At 75.1% G+C, this 20,865-nt stretch carries 7 protein-coding genes (1 of these 7 running past the window's edge); all 7 read left to right on the top strand.

Annotated features, from left to right (window positions below; translation table 11 throughout):
* Positions 1-1,017 (top strand): ABC transporter substrate-binding protein, encoded by a 1,017-nt coding sequence (locus IEZ31_RS55995; RefSeq protein WP_229833977.1) that lies wholly within the window; start codon positions 1-3, stop codon positions 1,015-1,017.
* Entirely contained in the window at positions 1,018-1,608 is a 591-nt protein-coding gene (locus IEZ31_RS01960; protein WP_229833976.1) for a GNAT family N-acetyltransferase, read from the top strand.
* Positions 1,609-1,844: 236 nt separating this feature from the next.
* Positions 1,845-2,090: a phosphopantetheine-binding protein gene (locus IEZ31_RS01955; RefSeq protein ID WP_190247933.1), complete on the top strand. Its 246-nt coding sequence runs from the start codon at positions 1,845-1,847 to the stop codon at positions 2,088-2,090.
* Complete coding sequence (locus tag IEZ31_RS01950; RefSeq protein WP_190247932.1) at positions 2,087-3,580, top strand: tryptophan 7-halogenase; 1,494 nt, start codon at positions 2,087-2,089, stop codon at positions 3,578-3,580. Before IEZ31_RS01955 ends, IEZ31_RS01950 begins: the two co-directional genes overlap by 4 nt.
* Complete coding sequence (locus IEZ31_RS01945; RefSeq protein WP_190247931.1) at positions 3,577-3,795, top strand: MbtH family protein; 219 nt, start codon at positions 3,577-3,579, stop codon at positions 3,793-3,795. Before IEZ31_RS01950 ends, IEZ31_RS01945 begins: the two co-directional genes overlap by 4 nt.
* 89 nt (positions 3,796-3,884) lie before the next feature.
* The gene (locus IEZ31_RS01940; RefSeq protein WP_190247930.1) at positions 3,885-18,635 is read left to right on the top strand and encodes a non-ribosomal peptide synthetase; all 14,751 of its coding nucleotides are present in this window, start codon (positions 3,885-3,887) and stop codon (positions 18,633-18,635) included.
* Positions 18,632-20,865: the 5' portion of a non-ribosomal peptide synthetase gene (locus tag IEZ31_RS01935; protein WP_190247929.1), read on the top strand. It continues 9,316 nt past the right edge of the window; only the first 2,234 of its 11,550 coding nucleotides appear in the window; the start codon lies at positions 18,632-18,634; its stop codon lies off the right edge, out of view. The genes IEZ31_RS01940 and IEZ31_RS01935 overlap by 4 nt, the downstream gene beginning before the upstream one ends.

Here is a 20,865-nt window from a genome sequence, read left to right as displayed (position 1 = left end):
ATGGCCTTTTCCCTGCGCTCCGCCCGTCGCGCCGCGGCGGCCGGCGTCGCGCTCGCCACCGCGCTCGCGCTGGTCAGTGCGTGCGGCAGCGACACCGAGGAGCCCTCGTCGCCGGCCTCGGCCGGCGCGGCGGCAAGCTACCCGGTCAGCCTGACGCACAAGCTCGGCACGGCCACCGTGTCCGCCGCCCCGAAGCGCATCGTCGCGCTCTCGGACGCGGACCTCGACGCGCTGCTGCTGCTCGGCGTCCAGCCGGTCGGCATCGCCGAGTCCTCGGGCGAGGGCGGCGTCACGGCGTGGGCCAAGCCGCGGCTCACCGGCTCGCCGACCGTGCTGACGGCCGGCGACACCGGCTTCGACGTCGAGAAGATCGCCGCGCTCAACCCGGACCTCATCCTGGCCGGCGGCGACTACTACATCGACGACGAGTACGCCAAGCTCAGCAAGCTCGCCCCGACCACCGCGTACGAGACGACGGGCGCCTTCGAGGATCCGTGGCAGACCACGCTGCGCCAGGTCGCCAAGGCGGTCGGCCGGACGGCCGAGGCCGAGAAGATCGTCACCGACGTCGAGGGCAGGATCGCCAAGGTCAAGACCGACCACCCGGAGCTGGCCGGCAAGAAGTTCGCCATCACGCAGGTCTGGGAGGCCGGCTCGGTCGGCGTCCTGCGCTCCGACAAGGACGCCGGGGTGAAGATGCTCAACGACTTCGGCATGACGCTCGCGCCGAGCGTGGCGAGCCTGCCGGGCGAGGAGTTCGCGGTCCAGGTGAGCCTGGAGAAGGTCAGCGTCCTCGACGCCGACGTGCTGCTCGCCTACTACACCGAGGACGGGCTGAAGACCGCGCTGGAGGGCAACGCGCTGTTCAAGAGCCTCAACGTGGTCAAGCGCGGCGCCTACGTGGCGCTGACCGAGGCCCAGTTCTCGTCGCTGCGCACGCCGACGCCGCTGTCGGTGCAGTACATCATCGAGAACGTCGTGCCGCTCGTCTCCACCGCCGCCAAGGCGGCTTCCTGAGTGTCCACGCGTGAGGTGACGGCAGGTCTCGCCGCGGCGGTCGTCGCGGCGGGGCCGCCGCCCGCCCCGCGGCTGTCCGACCCGTGGGCGGCCCGGGTGCTGACGGCCGACGACGCCGGGCTGGTCAGCGCGTGGATGAACGAGCCGCACGTGGAGCGGTTCTGGCAGCAGGCCTGGCCGCCCGCCCGGTGGGCCGGGGCGATCGCGGAGCAGCTGGCCGGCGAGCATTCGCGGCCGTACCTGGTCTCCTACGCGGGCTCGCCGCTCGCGTACGTCGAGATCTACCGCATCCCGCGCGACGTGGTCGGGCTGCGGTACCCCGCCGACCCCTACGACCTGGGCATCCACCTCGCCATCGGGGACCGTGACCGCACCGGCCAGGGCCTGGGCCGGGCGTTGGTGCGGGCCGTCGCGGAGGGCCTGTTCCTGGCCGACCCGCGCTGCCCGCGGGTGCTGGCCGACCCGGACGAGCGGCACGAGGTCGCGCTGCGGATGTTCGCCGGCGCCGGATTCCAGTCGCTGGGCGTGCGCGATCTCGGTCACAAGCGGGCTGCGCTGCTGTTTTGCGGCCTGGCGCCAAAAGAGGGCTGAAGCGCCTTTACTTGGGCGAAATAATCAGGTTAGCCTAACCTAACTAGCCCACGCGGCGGGTGAAGGCGGGGGAACAGCCGGCGCCGCGGGGGTCTGGAGATCACGGAACGCGGATCGTCGCAACGCCCGGGCCCCGGCAACCCGACCGAGGCGCCCCGCAGGCCTGGGCGTCCACATCAGACCGAGCGCAAGCCCGCAGCGCGGTGCGCCCGCGCGAAGGACCGAAGGAACCCCGCATGACCGCACCCCTGAGCCCATCGATGAGCCTGGAACAGCTGCGCGGCGACGTCGCCGAGGTGCTCGCCGAGGAGCCCGGCAGCTTCGCCGACGACGAGAACCTCATCGACCTCGGCCTCGACTCGATCCGGTTGATGAGCCTGGCGACCCGCTGGCGCGAGGCCGGCTTCGCGGCCGGCTACCTCGAGCTGGCCCAGGAGCCGACGGTCGCCGCGTGGTTCGACCTGCTGGAGGGGAAGCGTTGAGCCCGATCATCGAGAACACCGACGTCGTGGTCGTCGGGGGCGGACCCGGCGGGTCCACCGTGGCCACGCTGCTGGCCAAGCGGGGACACCGGGTCGTGCTGCTGGAGAAGGAGACCTTCCCGCGGTACCAGATCGGGGAGTCCCTCCTGCCGTCGACCGTGCACGGCATCGGCCGCCTGCTCGGGGTCACCGAGGAGCTGGAGCGGGCCGCGTTCACCGTCAAGCGCGGCGGCAGCTTCCGCTGGGGCACCAACCCGGTGCCGTGGAACTTCCTGTTCGCGATCGCGCCGGAGCTGTCCGGCCCGACGTCGCACGCGTACCAGGTCGAGCGGATGAAGTTCGACGAGATCCTGCTGCGCAACGCGGCGAGGCACGGCGTCGACGTGCGCGAGAACAGCCCGGTCACCGGCGTCGTCGACGACGAGGAGCGGGTCCGCGGCGTGCGGTACACCGACCCGGACGGCGTCGAGCGCGAGGTCCGCGCGGCGTTCGTCGTCGACGCCTCCGGCAACCGCAGCCGGGTCCACCAGCACGTCGGCGGCGAGCGGGTCTACTCCGAGTTCTTCCGCAACATCGCGCTCTTCGGCTACTTCGAGGGCGGCAAGCGGCTGCCCGCGCCCGACTCCGGCAACATCCTCTGCGCCGCGTTCGACGAGGGCTGGATCTGGTACATCCCGCTGTCCGACACGCTGACCAGCGTGGGCGCCGTGATCAGCCGGGAGCACGCCGCGCGCCTGCAGGGCGACCAGGAACAGGCGCTGCTCGGCTTCGTCGACCGCTGCGCGATCGTCAAGGACTTCCTGTCCGACGCGACGCGGGTCACCGAGGGCGTCTACGGCGAGCTGCGCACCCGCAAGGACTACTCGTACACCAACAGCACCTTCCACCGGCCCGGCATGGCGCTCGTCGGCGACGCGGCCTGCTTCATCGACCCGGTCTTCTCCACCGGCGTGCACCTGGCCACCTACGCCGGCCTGCTGGCCGCCCGGTCGATCAACAGCGTCCTCGCCGGAGACGTCGCCGAGGAGCGCGCGTTCGGCGAGTTCGAGGGCCGGTACCGCCGCGAGTACCGGGTCTTCTACGAGTTCCTCTCCGCGTTCTACGACATGCAGAGCAACGAGGAGTCGTACTTCTGGAAGGCCCGCAAGGTCACCAACTTCGCCACCACCGACCTGGAGGCATTCGTCAGCCTGGTCGGCGGCGTGCACTCCGGCGAGAACGCCCTCGCGGCCTTCCGCGACTCCTCGGGCGCGCTGGCCGACGCCGTCGAGCGCACCGGCGACATGCAGACGCCGTCCGGGGAGCGCATGCACCACCTCTTCGGCACCCCCGTGGTCCGGGAGGTCATGCAGGAGATGAACAACATCCAGGTCCGCGGCGTCCAGGGCGCCGCCGCCCGCGAGCTGCCGCTGCTCGACGGCGGGCTGGTGCCCGCGCCCGACGGGCTGTCCTGGCTGGAGCCCGCCGCGCGGGTGGAGGAGGCACGATGACGACCAACCCGTTCGAGGACCCCGACGGCCGGTACTTCGTCCTGGTCAACGACGAGGGCCAGCACTCGCTGTGGCCGTCGTTCGCCGACGTGCCGGCCGGCTGGACCGCCGTCTTCGGCGAGGAGGGCCGGGCCGCGTGCCTCGACTACGTCGAGACGCACTGGACCGACATGCGCCCCAAGAGCCTGATCGCCCAGATGGACGCGGCCGGCTGACGGCCGGCCGCCGACCTCACCGCACCCCGTCGCGCCCGTCCGGCGCGGCGGGGCCTGCGCTGCGCGCACCACCAGCGAGGAGCCCCCACGTGCCCGACCGTCTCGACCTCACCGGAGCCCAGGCCGGCGTCTGGTACGCCCAGCAGCTCGACCCCGGGCCGGCGTTCACCACCGCCGCCTGCGTCGACATCGCCGGCGAGCTCGACCCCGCGCGGTTCGAGCGGGCGCTGCGCGCCGTCGTCGCCGAGTCCGACGCGCTGCGGGCCCGGTTCACCGATGCCGGCGACGGCCCGGTGCAGGAGGTCGCCGACCGGCTCGACTGGGCGCTGACGGTCCTCGACCTCGACGACGCCGCCGCCGAGGCGTGGCTGCGCGCCGACCTCGCAGCCCCGATCGACCTCGCGAACGGGCCCGTGTTCGCGCAGGCGCTCATCCGGCGCGGCCCCGGGCGCTGGACGTGGTACCAGCGCTGCCACCACATCGTGATGGACGCGTACACGTTCGCCCTCCTCTCGCAGCGCCTCGCCACCGTGTACACCGCGCTCACCGAGGACGGTTCACTGCCCGGCGAAGCTTTCTTCGGCCGGCTGGGCGACGTCGTCGCCGAGGACGCCGCCTACCGGGCCTCGCCGCGCTTCGCCGCCGACCGCGACTTCTGGCGCTCGCACCTGGCCGGCGTCGAGGTGCCCGCGCTCGCCCCCGGCCCGGCCCGGCCGAGCCCGACGTTCCTGCGCCGCCGGATCACGCTGCCGGCGGCGGCCGGCCGCGGCCTGACCGGGCTCGGCGCCACCCGGGTCGAGGCGCTGCTCGCCGCCGTCGCCGTCTACGTGCACCGGCTCACCGGCAGCGCGGAGCCCGTGCTCGGCCTGCCGATGATGGGCCGGCTCGGCTCGGTCGCCGCGAAGGTGCCGGTCACGGCGGTCAACGTGCTGCCGCTGCGGGTGCCGGTCGCGCCCGCGGACACCATCGGCGACCTCGTCGGGCGCGTCTCGGCCGAGATCCGCGAGATTCGCCGTCATCAGCGCTACCGCGGTGAGGACATCCGCCGCGACCTCGGGCTCGTCGGCGGCGATCGGCGGCTCGTCGGTCCGTGGGTCAACATCAAGCCGTTCGGTGCGGCGCTCTCCTTCGCGGGCCTGACAGGCACCCCGCGCTACCTCTCCGCCGGCCCGGTCGACGACCTGTCGATCACCGTCGACGACCGGGGCGGCGACGTCCTGGAGGTCGTGCTCGACGCGAACCCGGCCCGCTACACCTCGGTTTCCCTCGACGGGCACGCCGCGCGCCTCGCCGACCTGCTGGCGGCGTTCGCCGCCGCGGCGCCGGAGACGCCGACCGGCCGGCTCGGCCTCGCCCGGCCGGTCGTCGACGACACCACCCGCGCGCTGCCCGCCGCCGGGCTCACCGACCTGTGGCTCGCGCAGGCTGCCCGCACCCCGGACGCCGTCGCCGTGGTCGCGCCGGGCGGTGCCTCGCTGACCTATGCGAACCTCGCGGCCCGGGTCGAGACGCTCGCCGGGGCCCTCGCGGCGCGCGGCGCGGCGCCCGGCCGGATCGTCGGCGTCTGCCTGCCCCGCACCGCCGACCTGCTCGTCACGCTCCTCGCTGTGCAGCGCACCGGCGCCGCCTACCTGCCGCTCGACCCCGACTTCCCGGCCGACCGCCTGGAGTGGATGGTCACCGACAGCGCCCCCGCGCTCGTGGTCACGCCGGCCGAGCTCTCCGTGCTGTCCGGCGTCGACGCCCCCTGCCCGCCCGTCGAGCACCGGCCGCACGACGCCGCCTACGTGCTCTACACGTCGGGGTCGACCGGCCGCCCCAAGGGCGTCGTCGTCACCCGCGAGAACCTGGTGAACTTCCTGCTCGCGATGCGCGAGACGGTGCCCCTCGGGCCGGCCGACCGGCTCGTCGCCGTCACCACGGTGAGCTTCGACATCTCCGGGCTCGAGCTGTACCTCCCGCTGCTCGACGGCGCCGCGGTCGTCCTCGCGCCGAAGGAGACCGTGCAGGACCCGGCGGCACTGACCGCCCTCGTGCGGGAGACCGGCGCGACCGTCGTGCAGGCCACCCCGACCCTGTGGCGGGCCCTCGTCGACGAACCCGGCGGGGCGCCGGCGCTCAGCGGGCTGCGGGTGCTCGCCGGCGGCGAGGCGCTGCCGCCCGAGCTGGCCGCCGAGCTGCGCAAGCACGCCGCCGAGGTGACCAACCTCTACGGGCCCACCGAGACCACCGTCTGGTCGACCGCCCAGCGGCTCACCGACGACACGGTCGGCGTCGGCGGCCCGATCTGGAACACCCGCGCCTACGTCCTCGACGCGGCGCTGCGCCCGGTGCCCGACGGCTTCCCCGGCGAGCTGTACCTGGCCGGCGCCGGCGTCGCCCGCGGCTACCTCGGCCGGCCCGGCCTCACCGCGTCCCGGTTCGTCGCCGACCCCTACCACGCCGGCGAGCGCATGTACCGCACCGGCGACCTCGCCCGCCGCCGCGCCGACGGCACCTTCGACGTCCTCGGCCGGGTCGACCACCAGGTGAAGCTGCGCGGCTTCCGGATCGAGCTCGGCGAGGTCGAGGCGGTCCTGGAGACCGACCCGGCGGTGCAGCGCGCGGTGGCGATCGTGCGCGAGGACCGGCCCGGCGACCGGCGGCTGGTCGCCTACGTCGTCGGGCCGCTGCCGGACGTCGCCGTCCTGCGCCGGAGGGCCGCCGAGGCGCTGCCCGACTACATGGTGCCGGCCGCGTTCGTCGCGCTCGACGCGCTGCCCACCACGCCCAACGGCAAGCTCGACCGGGGCGCGCTGCCCGCACCCGTGGCCGCGACCCCGGCGACCGAGGCGTTCCGCACGCCGGCCGAGGAGCTGCTCGCCGGGATCTTCGCCGACGTGCTCGGCGTGCCCGCGGTCGGCGCCCGCGACGACTTCTTCGCGCTCGGCGGGCACTCGCTGCTGGCCGCCCGGGTCACCGCCCGCGTCCGCGCGGTCCTCGGCGCCGACCTGGCGCTGCGCGACGTGTTCGACGCGCCGACCGTCGCCGGCCTGGCCGAACGCCTCCCCGCCGGCGCGGCCTCCGACCGGCCGGCGCTGCTGCCCGGCACCGGCGGGAACGCGATGTCGCCCGCCCAGCGGCGGCTGTGGTTCCTGTCCCGGCTCGACGGGCCCAGCGCCACCTACAACCTGCCGCTGGCGCTCGACCTCGACGGCCCGCTCGACCTGGCCGCGCTGCGCGCCGCGCTGGCCGACCTCGTCACCCGGCACGAGCCGCTGCGCACGGTCTTCGCCGACCGGGACGGCGCGCCCGTCCCGGTCGTCCGCGGGACCGGCGTCCGGCTCGCGGTGCTCGCGCTGACCGACGGCGCGGTCGAGGACGCGGTCCGGGTCCCGTTCGACATCGCCACCGAGACCCCGCTGCGGGCCACGGTGTTCACGGCCGGACCCGGCCGGCACGTCCTGCTGCTGCTCGTGCACCACATCGCCGGCGACGAATGGTCGCTCACGCCGATGCTCGACGACCTGGTCACCGCCTACGCGGCGCGCGCCGCCGGGCGCGCGCCGGCCTGGGCGCCGCTGCCGGTGCGCTACGCCGACTACGCCGCCTGGCAGGCCCGGCTGCCGATGGACGAGCACCTCGCGTACTGGCGCGCGGCCCTCGCCGGCGCCCCCGAGACGCTGCGGCTGCCGGCCGACCGTCCCCGCCCGGCCCGGGCGTCCGCGGCCGGTGGCACGGTCACCTTCCCGATCCCGCCGGACCTCTCGCACGCCCTGCGGCAACTGGCCCGCGAGCACGGCGTCACGCTGTTCATGACCGTGCAGGCCGCGGTCGCCGCGCTGCTCAGCCGGCTCGGCGCGGGCACCGACATCCCCCTCGGCACCCCGGTCGCCGGCCGCGGCGAGGACGCCCTGGAGCGGCTCGTCGGCTTCTTCGTCAACACCGTCGTCCTGCGCACGGACGTCTCCGGCGACCCGTCGTTCGCCGCGTTGCTGGCCCGCGTCCGCGCCCTCGACCTGGCCGCGCTGGCGCACCAGGACCTGCCGTTCGAGCAGCTGGTCGAGGCGCTGAACCCGCAGCGCTCGCTGGCCCACCACCCGCTGTTCCAGGTCATGGTCTCCTACCAGGCGGCCCTGCCCGACGTCGCCGGCTTCCCCGGCATCCGCGCGACCCCGCGGCTGGTGGCGACGGGCACGGCGAAGTTCGACCTCACGTTCGACGTCGCCGAGCGGCCCTCCGGTCTCGAGGGCAGCATCGAGTACCGCACCGGCCTCTTCGACCCGCCGACCGCCGCCGCGCTGGCCACCCGCTTCCTGCGCCTGCTGGAGGCGGTGACGCTGCACCCCGGCGCACCGCTGTCCACTGTGGACCTCGTGCTGGACGCGGAGCGGTCGCCGCTGCGCGGGGCGGCCCTCGACGGGCCGCCGCGGACCCTCGCCGAGCTGTTCGCCGAGCAGGTCGCGGCCCGGCCCGACGCTCCCGCCGTGGAGGACGGCGGCCGCACGCTCACCTACGCCGACCTCGACGCGCTCGCCGACCGGCTCGCCCGGCGCCTGATCGCCGGCGGGGCCGGACCGGAGCGGGTCGTCGCCGTGCGGCTGCCGCGCTCGGCCGACCTCGTCGTCGCGGTCCTCGCCGTCGCGAAGTCCGGCGCCTGCCTGCTGCCGCTCGACGTCCACCACCCGCAGGCGCGCATCGACCAGCAGCTCGCCGACGCGAACCCGGTCCTGGTCATCAACGCCCCGGACGCGGCCCCGGACGACGCCGACCGGCTCGCGCCGCTCGTGCCCGTGCTGCCCGGGCACGCCGCCTACATCATCTTCACCTCGGGGTCCACCGGCCGCCCCAAGGGCGTCGTGGTCCCGCACGCCGGCCTGACCGCGCTCGTGGCCGGCGTCCGAGCCGCGTTCGGCACCGGCCCCGGCGCCCGCGTCGCCCAGTTCGTCTCGCCGGCGGTCGACGTCGCGATCAGCGAGCTGGCCGCGTCGATCCTCTCCGGCGGCACGCTCGTCGTGGTGCCCGAGGAGGCCCGGCTCGGCGCGGCCCTCGGCGAGTTCGTCACCGCGGCCCGGCTGACCCACGCCGACCTGCCGCCCGCGCTGCTCGCCGCCCTCCCGGCCGGCGCGATCCCGGCGGGCGTCACGCTCACCATCGGCGGCGAGGCCGCCCCGCCGGACGTGGTCCGCCGCTGGTCGGACGGCCGCCGGCTGGTCAACGCGTACGGCCCCACCGAGGCCACCGTCACCGCCACCACCTGGCCTGCGACCCCGGACACCCCGGTCCTCATCGGCCGTCCCGACCCGGGCCGCACCGCCCACGTCCTCGACGCCCGGCTGCGCCCCGTCCCGGCCGGCGTCCCCGGCGAGCTGTACCTCGGCGGCACCGGCCTCGCCCGCGGCTACCTCGGCCGACCGGCGCTGACGGCCGAGCGGTTCGTCGCGGACCCGTACACCCCCGGCGCCCGCCTCTACCGCACCGGGGACCTCGTCCGGCGCACCGCGGACGGGCAGCTGGAGTTCCTCGGCCGCACCGACGACCAGGTCCAGGTCCGCGGCTTCCGGGTCGAACCGGCCGAGGTCGCCGCCGTCGTCGAGACCCACCCGGCGGTGGCCCAGGCGGTGGTCGTCCAGCGCGACGCGACGCTGGTCGCCTACGCCGTCCTGCGCTCCGCCGCCACCGCCGCCGAACTGCGCGACCACGCCGCGGCGGTGCTCCCGGCGGCGATCGTGCCGGTCGTGGTGGTGCTCGACGCGCTGCCGCTCACCGCGAGCGGCAAGGTGGACCGGGACGCGCTGCCCGCGCCCGCCCCCGCGGCGGCGACGGCGACCGAGCGGCCCGGAACCCCGGCCGAGGAGACCCTGGCCGCGCTGTTCGCGGCTCTGCTCGGGCTGGAGCCGGGCGCGGTCGGGCGGCACGACGGCTTCTTCGCCCTCGGCGGCGACAGCATCCTGTCCATCCAGCTCGTGTCCCGGGCCCGCGACGCCGGCCTGCGGCTCGCGCCCCGGGACGTCTTCGAGCACCAGACGGTCGCCTCCCTGGCGCGGGTCGCCGCGCCCGTCGCGGACGGACCGGCCCACGCGCCGGCGGCCGGGCACGGCCGGGTTCCCGAGACGCCCGTCATCGCCTGGCTGCGCGAGCTGGACGCCCCGGTCGGCCGGTACTCCCAGGCGCTCCTGCTCCGGACCCCGGCCGGCCTCGACGCGGCCGAGCTGGACCGCGTCCTGCGGACCGCCCTCGCCCCGCACGCCCTCCTCGGCGCCCGCCTGCTCACCGACGCCGGCCGGTGGGCGCTCGACGTGCCGGACGCCCCGGTCGACCCGCGGCTGCGGACCGTCCGCGGAGCCGACCTCGCCGGCCTCACCGCCGAACGCGAGGCCGCGGCCGACCGGCTCGACCCGGCCGCCGGCGTGATGCTGCAGACGGTGTGGTTCCCGGACCGCGACCGGCTGCTCCTCGTGGCCCACCACCTGGTCGTCGACGGCGTCTCGTGGCGCATCCTCGCCGAGGACCTGGCCGCGGCCGCCCGGGGCGAGACCCCGCGGCCGGAGGGCACGCCGTTCCGGGCCTGGGCCACCGGCCTGCGGGCGGCCACCGCCGACTGGGACCGCTGGCAGGCCGCGCTGGCCGGCCCGGTCACCGCGCTCGGCGGGCGCGCCGTCGACCCCACCACCGGCACCGCGGGCGGCCTGCGGCGCATCACCGTCACCCTCGACCCGTCGGTCACCGGGCCGCTGCTCACCACCGTCCCCGAGACGTTCCGGGCCGGCGTCCAGGACGTGCTGCTCGCCGGGCTCGTGCTCGCGCTGGCCCGCCGTACGGGCGCCGCCGCCGAACCGCTCGTCGCGCTGGAGGGCCACGGCCGCGAGGAGCAGCTCGTGCCGGGCGCCGACCTCGTCCGGACCGTCGGGTGGTTCACCAGCGAGTACCCGGTCCGCCTCCCCGCCGCCGCCGGTGGCGTGGCCGCCGTCGTCCGCGGGGTCAAGGAGCGGCTCCGGTCGGTGCCGGACGGCGGCGTCGGGTACGGGCTGCTGCGGTACCTCCGGGGAAGCACGCCCCACCAGGAACCGGAGGTGCTGTTCAACTATCTCGGCCGCTTCACCGCCGGTGACGCCGGGGACTGGGGGATCGCCCCCGAGCTGCCGCCCGCGCACGCCACCGCCGACCCGCGCATGCCGGTGCGGCACCGGCTCGCGGTCAACGCGTCCACCGTGGACACTCCGGACGGGCCGGCGCTGCGGACCGAGTTCGCGTACCCGGCCGGCGCCCTCGCCGACGCCGACGCGCACCGCATCGCCGACGACTGGCTCGCCGCGCTCGTCGCCGTGCAGGTCGCCGCCGGCCAGCCGGGCGCGGGCGCGCTCACCCCGTCGGACGTGCCGCTGGCCGGCCTCGACGCCGAGACGCTCGACGAGCTCACCGCCCGGCGGCCCGGCCTCGTCGACGTCCTGCCCCTGTCGCCGCTGCAGCACGGGTTGTACTTCCTGTCCGCGCTCGACGCCGACGACACCGACGTCTACACCGTCCAGCAGGTGTACACGCTCACCGGCCCGCTCGACGCCGCCCGGCTCCGGAGCGCGGCGGCCGCCCTGCTGGAGCGCTACCCGAACCTCCGCGGCGGATTCGACCGTACCGCCGCCGGCACCCCCGTCCAGTTCGTCCCGCCGGCGGTCGAGGTCCCGTTCACCGAGGTCGACGTTGCCGACGACCCCGGCTGGGCCCTGGCCGACCTCTGCTCCGCTGAGCGCCGCCGCCGGTTCGACCTGCAGGAACCGCCGCTGCTCCGGTTCGTGCTCGTCCGGCTCGCCCCGGACGAGCACCGGCTGGTCGTGACCCAGCACCACCTGCTGATGGACGGCTGGTCCGGCCCGCTCGCGATGCGCGACCTGTTCCAGTTGTACTGCGGGCGGCCCGGCCCCGCCCCCCGCCCCTACACCGACCACCTCGCCTGGCTCGCCGCCCAGGACCACCCGGCCGCCGAGCGGGCCTGGCGCGAGGCGCTCGCCGGCGTCGACGAGCCGACCCTGGTCGCGCCGTCCGCCCCGCGCGCCGCGCTGCTGCCGCAGGTCGCCGAGGTGCTGCTCGACGCCCCGGCCACCGCCCGCCTGACCGCCGCCGCCCGCCGGCACGGCCTGACCCTGAACACGGTCGTGCAGGGCGCCTGGGCCCTGGTCCTCGGCGAGCTGACCGGCCGCACCGACGTGGTGTTCGGCGCGACGGTGTCCGGCCGCCCGGCGACCCTGCCGGGCGTGGCGGACATGGTGGGCTTGTTCATCAACACGGTCCCGGTGCGGGTGCGCCCCCGCCCGGCCGACTCGTGGGCCGCGTACCTGGCCCGGTTGCAGGCGCAGCAGGCCGCGCTGCTCGACCATCAGTACCTGGGCCTGGCCGACATCCAGCGCCTCACCGATGTCGGCGGCGAGCTGTTCGACACGCTGACGGTCTTCGAGAGCTACCCGACGGGCACCGCGGTGCCGGCGGTGCCCGGCCTGACGATCGGCGGCGGCATCCCGGTGGACGCCACGCACTACCCGCTGAGCCTGGTCGTGGTGCCGGGCGCCCGGTTGCGGCTGCGCCTGGAGCACCGCCCGGACCTGTACACGGACCGCGCAGCGTCACGGATCCTGCACCGCTTCGCGCGGCTGCTGGAGTCGTTCGCGGACGACCAGTCGACGCGGCTGGCGCGCCTCCCGCCGGCATCTGCGCCGCACGTTCAGGAGAAGCCGGCCGATGCATGGGCGGAGGCGCTGGTCGATGTCCCTGCGGGGACGTTGGTCGATGTTTTGCGTTCGACGGTGGTTGCTTTCCCGGATGCGGTGGCGGTGCGGTTCGGTGCGGTGGCGTTGACCTATGCCGAGTTGTGGGGGCGTGTGGAGCGTCTGGCCCAGGTGCTGGTGGCGCGGGGTGCGGGTCCGGAGCGGGTGGTGGCGGTGTTGCTGCCGCGTACGGAGGACGCGATTGTCGCCTGGCTGGCGGCGCTGGTGTCGGGCGGTGCCTACCTGCCGATCGACGCCGGCTACCCGGCCGAGCGCATTGACTACTTGGTGAAGGATGCCGACCCGGCGGTGGTTGTCACGCCGGAGTTGTTGCTCGAAGCGGCCGCCGATGCGGAACTTTCGTCAGTAATCGATCCGGGGTCGGCTGCTTACGTCATCTATACATCTGGCTCGACCGGCAAGCCGAAGGGTGTGCTCGTCGAGCATCGGAGTTTGCTGAATCTCTTCGAGCATCATCGATCACGGTTCATGGAGCGGGAACGCATCCGGGTGGCGTTGTCCGCCGCGACCGTGTTCGACACGTCGTGGGAGGGGCTGCTGTGGCTCGTCGCGGGTCATGAGCTGCATCTGCTGGATGACGAGACGCGGCGGGATCCGGAGTTGTTCGTCGCGTACGTCGATCGCCATCGGATCGACTTTCTCGATGTCACGCCGTCGTTGGCGGGGCCGCTCGTCGCGGCCGGGCTGCTTGCCGGGGGGCGGCATCGCCCGGCGATGGTCGCGCTCGGGGGAGAGGCCGCCGATCCGGGGATCTGGGCCGCGCTTCGGGAGGCGCCGGGCACGGTTGGTGTGAATCTGTACGGGCCGACCGAGTGCACCGTGGACACCCTCATGGCTTGGGTGGCCGACAGCGAGACGCCGTCGGTGGGCAATCCGATCTCCAACACCCGCGCCCATGTTCTGGACGGCTGGTTGCGGCCGGTGCTGCCCGGGGTCGTGGGGGAGCTGTATCTGTCGGGGGCGCAGCTTGGTCGGGGGTATCTCAACCGGCCTGGGTTGACGGCCGCGAGGTTTGTTGCCGATCCGTTCCGGCCTGGAAAGCGGATGTATCGGACCGGGGACGTGGTCAGGGCGGCAGCCGATGGGTCGTTGGAGTTTGTCGGGCGGGTCGATGACCAGGTGAAGATCCGTGGGTTCCGGATCGAGCCGGGTGAGGTCGCGGCCGCCCTGGCCGAGCATCCCGCCGTTGGCCAGGCCGTCGTGGTCGCCGTCGACGGGCGGCTGGTCGCCTACGTCGTCGGGGACGCGCCCGAGCTGCGGCAGTGGGCCGCCGAGCGACTGCCCGACCACCTCGTGCCGGCCGCCGTGGTCCAGCTCGAACAGATACCCCTCACCGTCGCTGGGAAAGTTGACCGCACAGCGCTGCCGGCGCCCGAGTTCGGCGATGCCGCCGGTGGCGCAGCGCCGCGCAGCGCCACCGAAGAGATCCTTGCCGGCCTGTTCGCCGAGGTGCTCGGGCTGCCCGCCGTCGGCACCGGCGACGACTTCTTCGCCCTCGGCGGGCACTCGCTCACCGCCACCGCGCTCGCCGCGCGCGTGCGGGGCGTGTTCGATGTCTCGCTGCCGATCCGGGCCGTGTTCGACGCGCGGACCGTCGCCGGGCTCGCCGCGCACATCGAGCGCGGCGGTGACAGCGGCGGGCCGGTCCTCGGCGTTCGCGAGCGGCCCGAGCCGTTGCCCGTCTCGCCCGCCCAGCACCGGCTCTGGCTGCACCACCAGCTCAATGGGGCCGGGCCGACGTACAACGTCGCGTTCGCGCTGCGGCTCACCGGAGCGCTCGACGTCGGTGCGCTGCGGGCCGCGCTCGACGACGTGCTCGACCGCCACGAGAGTCTCCGTACCGTCTTCCCGACCGTCGACGGGCGGCCCGCCCAGCGCATCCTCGCCGAGCCGCAACCCGAGTGGCACCTTGCCGCGGCGACCGAGGACGAGCTGCCCGAGCGGCTGGCGGTCGCGGCCCGGCACGGGTTCGACCTCGCGCGCGAGCTGCTCGTGCGGCCGCACCTGTTCGCCGTCGGGCCGCAGCGGCACGTCCTGCTGCTCCTGCTGCACCACATCGTCACCGACGAGTGGTCGGAGGGGCGGCTCGTCGCCGACCTCGGCGTCGCGTACGCCGCCCGTGCCCGGGGGGCCGCGCCGGACTGGGATCCGTTGCCGGTGCAGTACGCCGACTACGCCTTGTGGCAGTACCACATCCTCGAAGAACAGCAGGAGCGCCAGCTCGCCTTCTGGCGCGAGGCCCTGGCCGGGCTGCCCGCCGAGGTGCCGCTGCCCACCGACCGGCCGCGGCCCGCCGTCCCCTCGCACGCCGGCGGCATCGTCCCGTTCGTCGTGCCGGCCTCAACCCACCGCGGGATCCGCGAGCTCGCCCGCCGAACCGGCGCGACCGCGTTCATGGTCGTGCAGGCCGCCCTCGCCGCGCTGCTCAGCCGGCTCGGCGCCGGCACCGACATCCCCCTCGGCAGCCCGGTCGCCGGCCGGGCCGACCAGCGCCTTGACGCGCTTGCCGGATTCTTCGTCAACACGTTGGTGCTGCGGGCCGACGTCAGCGGCGACCCCACCTTCGCCGACCTGGTGGGCCGGGTGCGCCGGGCCGACCTCGCCGCGTTCAGCCACGCGGACGTGCCCTTCGAGCGGGTCGTCGAGGCCGTCAACCCGGAGCGGTCGCTGGCCCGCAACCCGCTGTTCCAGGTGATGGTCGCGTTCCAGCACGTGCCCGGCGAGCTGCCCGGCCTGCCCGGCCTGGACACCGAGCCGGTGCCCGTCGACACCGGCGTCGCCCAGTTCGACCTCGGCATCGTGGTCACCGAGGACGACGGCCTGCGCGGGGTCGTCGAGTACAGCGCCGACCTCTTCGACCGGCCGACCGTCGTCGCGCTCGCCGAGCGGTTCGTCCGGCTCCTCGACGCCGCCGTGACCGCGCCCCGGCGGCGGGTGTCCGAACTCGACGTCCTGTCGCCGGCCGAGCGGGCCGCCCTCGCCGCCGACTGGCAGGGCACCGACGCGCCGCGGCCCGCGTCGACGCTGCCCGAGCTGTTCGCGGCGCAGGTCGCCCGCACGCCCGACGGGGTCGCGCTCGTCGACGGCGCGGTCCGCCTGACGTACGCCGAGCTCGACGCCCGGACCAACCGGCTCGCCCGGCGGCTCATCGCTCACGGCGTCGGGCCCGACCGGATCGTCATGGTGCTGCTGCCGCGCTCGGCCGACCTGTTCGTCGCGGAGCTGGCGATCGCCAAGGCGGGCGGCGCTTACCTGCCGGTCGACCCGGCCTATCCGGCCGAGCGGGTCGCCGGGCTGGCCGCCGACGCGTCCCCGGTGCTCGTCATCGCCGAGGGCGCCCCGGTGCTCCACGCCGCCGACGACGGCGACCCGGCGCCGGTCACCGACGCCGACCGGCTCGCGCCGCTGCGGCCCGCGCACGCCGCGTACGTCATCTACACCTCGGGCTCCACCGGACGCCCCAAGGGCGTCGTCGTCCCGCAGGCCGGCCTCGGCGACCTCGCCGACACGTTCGCCGAGCTGTGGCGGGTCGCGGCCGGCGACCGGATCGCCCAGTTCGCGTCGCCGAGCTTCGACGTCACCGTCGCCGAGCTCGCCGTCACCCTGCTGCGCGGCGCCACCCTCGTCGTCGTGCCGGAGGCGTCGCGGCTCGGCGCGCCGTTCGCCGGCTTCGTGCGGGACCAGCGGATCACCCACTTTGCCCTGCCGCCGGCCGCGCTCGGCGCCGTCCCGGCCGGCTCGCTGCCGCCCGGCGTCACGGTCGTCACCGGCGCCGACCGCTGCCCGCCCGAGCTGGTCGAGCGGTGGGCGCCGACGCACCGGATGCTCAACGCGTACGGCCCGACCGAGGCGACCGTCAACTCGACCTACTGGGTGTGCGAGCCCGGCCGCCCGGTGCTCATCGGCCGGCCCGACCGCAACAAGCGCGCCCACGTGCTCGACGCGGCGCTGCTGCCCGTGCCGCCCGGCGTCCCCGGCGAGCTGTACCTGGCCGGCGCCGGACTGGCCCGGGGCTACCTCGGCCGGCCCGCCCTGACCGCCGAGCGGTTCGTCGCCGATCCCTACGGGCCGCCGGGATCCCTGATGTACCGCACGGGCGACCTCGTCCGCCGCACCGCCGACGGGCAGATCGAGTTTCTCGGCCGGGCCGACGACCAGGTGAAGATCCGCGGCTTCCGGATCGAGCCCGGCGAGGTCGCCGCCGCCCTGGCCGCGCACCCGGACGTGCGCCACGCGTTCGTCGTCGCCCGCGACGACCGGCTCGTCGGCTACGTCGAGGGCACAGCGCCTGCCGACGCGGTGCGCTCGTTCGCCGCGCGGCGGCTGCCCGCGCACATGGTGCCCGCCGTCGTCGTGGTGCTCGACGCGCTGCCCCGCACCGCGGGCGGCAAGGTCGACCGGGCCGCGCTGCCCGAGCCGGCGGTGGAGCGGGTCGTCGAGCGGCCGGTCACCGGGCTGCAGGAGCTGCTCGCCACGCTCTTCGCCGAGGTGCTCGGCCTCGACGAGGTCGGCGTCGACGAGGGCTTCTTCGGCCTCGGCGGCGACAGCATCGTGGCGCTGCAGCTGGTGTCGCGGGCCCGCGCCGCCGGGCTCGAACTGTCCGCCCGGCAGGTCTTCGAGCACCAGACGGTCTCGGGGCTCGCCGCCGTGGTCGGTCCGGCCGCCACCGCCCCGGCGCTCGAGCCTCCGGGCGCGGGCATCGGCGAGGTGCCGCTGACCCCGATCATGGGTTGGCTGCGGGACCAGGACGCGCCGATCGGCAGCGTCAGCCAGGCGCTGCTGCTGCGAGTACCGGCGGCATTGACCGGCGACGGCCTGGCCGCGATCCTGCAGGCCGTCCTGGACCGGCACGACGCGCTGCGGGCCCGCTGGACGGGCGCCGGCCTGCTCGTGCCGCCGGCCGCCACGGTGACCGCCGCGGACCTGGTCCGCGTCGCCGCCGGTCCGCTCCAGGACGAGCACCTCGCGGCCGTCCGGCGGCTCGCCCCCGAGGCCGGCCGGATGCTGCAGGCCGTCTGGTTCCCGGCCGCCGGGCGGCTGCTGCTCGTCGCGCACCACCTCGTCGTCGACGGCGTCTCCTGGCGGATCCTGGCCGGGGACCTCGCGGCCGCCTGGGCGAGCGTCGCCCGCGGCGCGCGGCCCGAGCTGCCTCCGGTCGGCACCTCGCTGCGCGGCTGGGCCCGCGGCCTGGCCGCCACCGCCCGCGACCGTTCGGCCGAGCTGCCGTACTGGCTGTCCATCGTCGATGGTCCGGCCTGGTCGCTGGGTGCCGGATCGCCGGAGCGCGCCACCGTTGCCGGCCAGCGCGAGCACGTCGTGCGACTGTCCACCGAGGACACCCGGCCGTTGCTCACCGCCGTGCCCGAGGCGTTCCACGCCGGGGTGCAGGACGTGCTGCTCACCGGCCTCGCGCTCGCCGTCCGCGCGTGGCGCCCCGAGCGCCCGGCGACCGCCGGCTCGGGCGTGCTGCTGCGCCTGGAGGGCCATGGGCGCGAGGAGCACCTGGTGCCGGGCAGCGACCTCACCCGGACCGTGGGCTGGTTCACCACCGAGTACCCGGTCTGCCTCGACCCCGGCGGCGACGATGCCGCGGCGGCGTTGAAGCGGGTCAAGGAGCAGCTGCGCGCCGTGCCCGACAACGGCGCCGGGTACGGCCTGCTGCGGTACCTCAACCCGGACACCGCCGCCCGGCTCGCCGCCGCGCCGGCCCCCGAGATCCTGTTCAACTACCTCGGCCGCCGCGCCGCCGGCGACGACGCCGACTGGGTCGCGGCCCCCGAGGGCGACGCGCTCGGCGACGGCCTCGACCCGGACTTCCCGGTCGCCCAGCCGCTGGAGATCAACGCCGGCACCGCCGACCGCCCGACCGGCCCGTCGCTGGAGATCCGGATGACGTACCTCGACGGCGTCCTCACCGCCGCCGACGTGACCCGGCTGGGCGAGCTGTGGCTGGACGCCCTGGCCCGGCTGCGGACGGCCGCCGAGGCGCCGGGGGCCGGCGGGCACACCCCGTCCGACCTGACCCTGGTGACGCTGAGCCAGGACGAGATCGACGAGTTCGAGGACGAGTGGAGGCTCTCGTGACGACCCTGCAGGACATCCTGCCCCTGTCGCCGTTGCAGGAGGGGTTGTACTTCTTGTCGACGTACTCGTCCGGCGACCCCGACGTCTACGTCGTCCAGCAGGTCCTGACACTGGAGGGCGAGCTGGACGCGCCCCGGCTGCGCGCGGCGGCCCAGACGCTGCTGGACCGCCACGCGAACCTGCGCGCGGCGTTCCGCCCGCGCAAGGCCGGTCAGCCGGTCCAGCTCATCCCGTCGTCGGTCGAGGCCGACTGGACCGAGGCCGACGTCTCCACGTCGGCGGACGCGGTTGCGCGTGCGGAGGAGCTTGCGGCTGCGCAGCGGCGGCGGCCGTTCGACCTCGCGCGGCCGCCGTTGCTGCGCTGGCTGCTGATCCGGCTCGGCACCGACCGGCACCGGCTGGTGCTCACCAGCCACCACATCCTGCTCGACGGCTGGTCGGCGCCGTTGCTGGTGCGCGACCTGCTCACCCTGTACGCGGGGAACGAGCCGCCGCGCGCCCGCCCGTACAAGGACTACCTCGCGTGGGTCGCCCGCCAGGACCGGGCCGCCGCCGAGGCGACCTGGCGCGCCGCCCTCGCCGGCGTCGAGGAGGCCACGCTGGTGCGCCCGGGTGCCGCCCCGGCGGCGGCCGAGCCCGAGCTGGTCGAGGCGTACCTGGGTGCCGCCGAGACCACCGCCCTCACCGAGCGCGCCCGCGCCCTGGGCCTGACCGTGAACACGGTCGTGCAGGGCGCCTGGGCCCTGGTCCTCGGCGAGCTGACCGGCCGCGACGACGTCGTCTTCGGTGTTACCGTCTCCGGCCGACCCGCGACCCTGCCGGGCGTCGAGGACATGGTGGGGCTGTTCATCAACACGGTGCCGGTGCGGGTGCGCCCGAGCCCGCACGACACCTGGCACACCTTCCTGTCCCGCCTGCAGTCCGAGCAGGCCACGCTGCTCGACCACCAGCACGTCGGCCTGGCCGCGATCCAGCGGCAGGCGGGGATCGGCCCGCTGTTCGACACGCTGCTGGTGTTCGAGAGCTACCCCCTGGACGCCGCCGGCCTGCGCGCGCTGGAGGCGGCGGCGGGCCTGCGACTGGCCGAGGTGACCGGCCGGGACGCGACCCACTACCCGCTGACCCTGACGGTGGTCCCCGGCGACCGCCTCCACCTGGGCGCGGAGCACCGCCCGGACGTCCTGCCCCGCCCGGAGGCCGACCACGCACTGACCCGCCTGCGGGCGTTGCTGGCGTCGTTCGCCGCAAACCCGTCGACCCGCCTGGCCCACCTCCCGCCGGCGTTCGAGGCGGGCGCTGTGGGGTCGTCGGTCGCTGCGGGGGACGCATCGGTCGGTGTCGGGGTGGGGACGTTGGTAGACGTTTTGCGGTCGACGGTGGCTGCTTGTCCTGATGTGGTGGCGGTGCGTTTCGGTGCGGTGGCGTTGACGTATGGCGAGCTTTGGGTGCGTGTGGAGCGTTTGGCGCGGGTGTTGGTGGCGCGGGGTGTGGGTGCGGAGCGGGTGGTGGCGGTGGTGTTGCCGCGGACTGAGGACGCGATTGTTGCCTGGCTTGCGGTGCTGGTGTCGGGTGGCGTGTATCTGCCGGTCGATGCCGGCTATCCGGAGGAGCGCATTGATTACTTATTGAAGGATGCCGGCCCGGCGGTGGTCGTCACGCCGGAGCTGTTGGCCGAGGTCGTTGCCGAGCCCGTTGCCGTTGCCGAGGCCGAACTTTCTTTAGTAATCGATGCGCGTTCGGCTGCTTACCTGATTTATACGTCGGGGTCGACGGGGAAGCCGAAGGGTGTGCTTGTTGAGCATCGGAGTTTGCTGAATCTCTTCGAGCATCATCGATCACGGCTGATGGAGCGGGTCCGCGGTCGGGAGGGGCGTTCGCGCGTTCGGGTGGCGTTGTCGGCGGCGACGGTGTTCGACACGTCGTGGGAGGGGCTGCTGTGGCTCGTCGCGGGTCATGAGCTGCATCTGCTGGATGACGAGACGCGGCGGGATCCGGAGTTGTTCGTCGCGTACGTCGATCGGCATCGGATCGACTTTCTCGATGTCACGCCGTCGTTGGCGGGGCCGCTCGTCGCGGCCGGGTTGCTTGCCGGGGGACGGCATCGCCCGGCGATGGTCGCGCTCGGGGGAGAGGCCGCCGATCCGCGGATCTGGGCCGCGCTTCGGGAGGCGCCGGGCACGGTTGGTGTGAATCTGTACGGGCCGACCGAGTGTGCCGTGGACACCCTGAT

The organism is Dactylosporangium sucinum, assembly GCF_014647515.1.
Taxonomy (GTDB): domain Bacteria; phylum Actinomycetota; class Actinomycetes; order Mycobacteriales; family Micromonosporaceae; genus Dactylosporangium; species Dactylosporangium sucinum.
Note: the sequence above shows the minus strand (reverse complement) of the source record. Positions and strands in the feature narration are given on the sequence as shown.

Coding starts and splice junctions, on each gene's coding strand:
- IEZ31_RS55995 (WP_229833977.1), top strand. CDS start 1: ATGGCCTTTTCCCTGCGCTCCGCCCGTCGCGCCGCGGCGGCCGGCGTC.
- IEZ31_RS01945 (WP_190247931.1), top strand. CDS start 3,577: ATGACGACCAACCCGTTCGAGGACCCCGACGGCCGGTACTTCGTCCTG.
- IEZ31_RS01955 (WP_190247933.1), top strand. CDS start 1,845: ATGACCGCACCCCTGAGCCCATCGATGAGCCTGGAACAGCTGCGCGGC.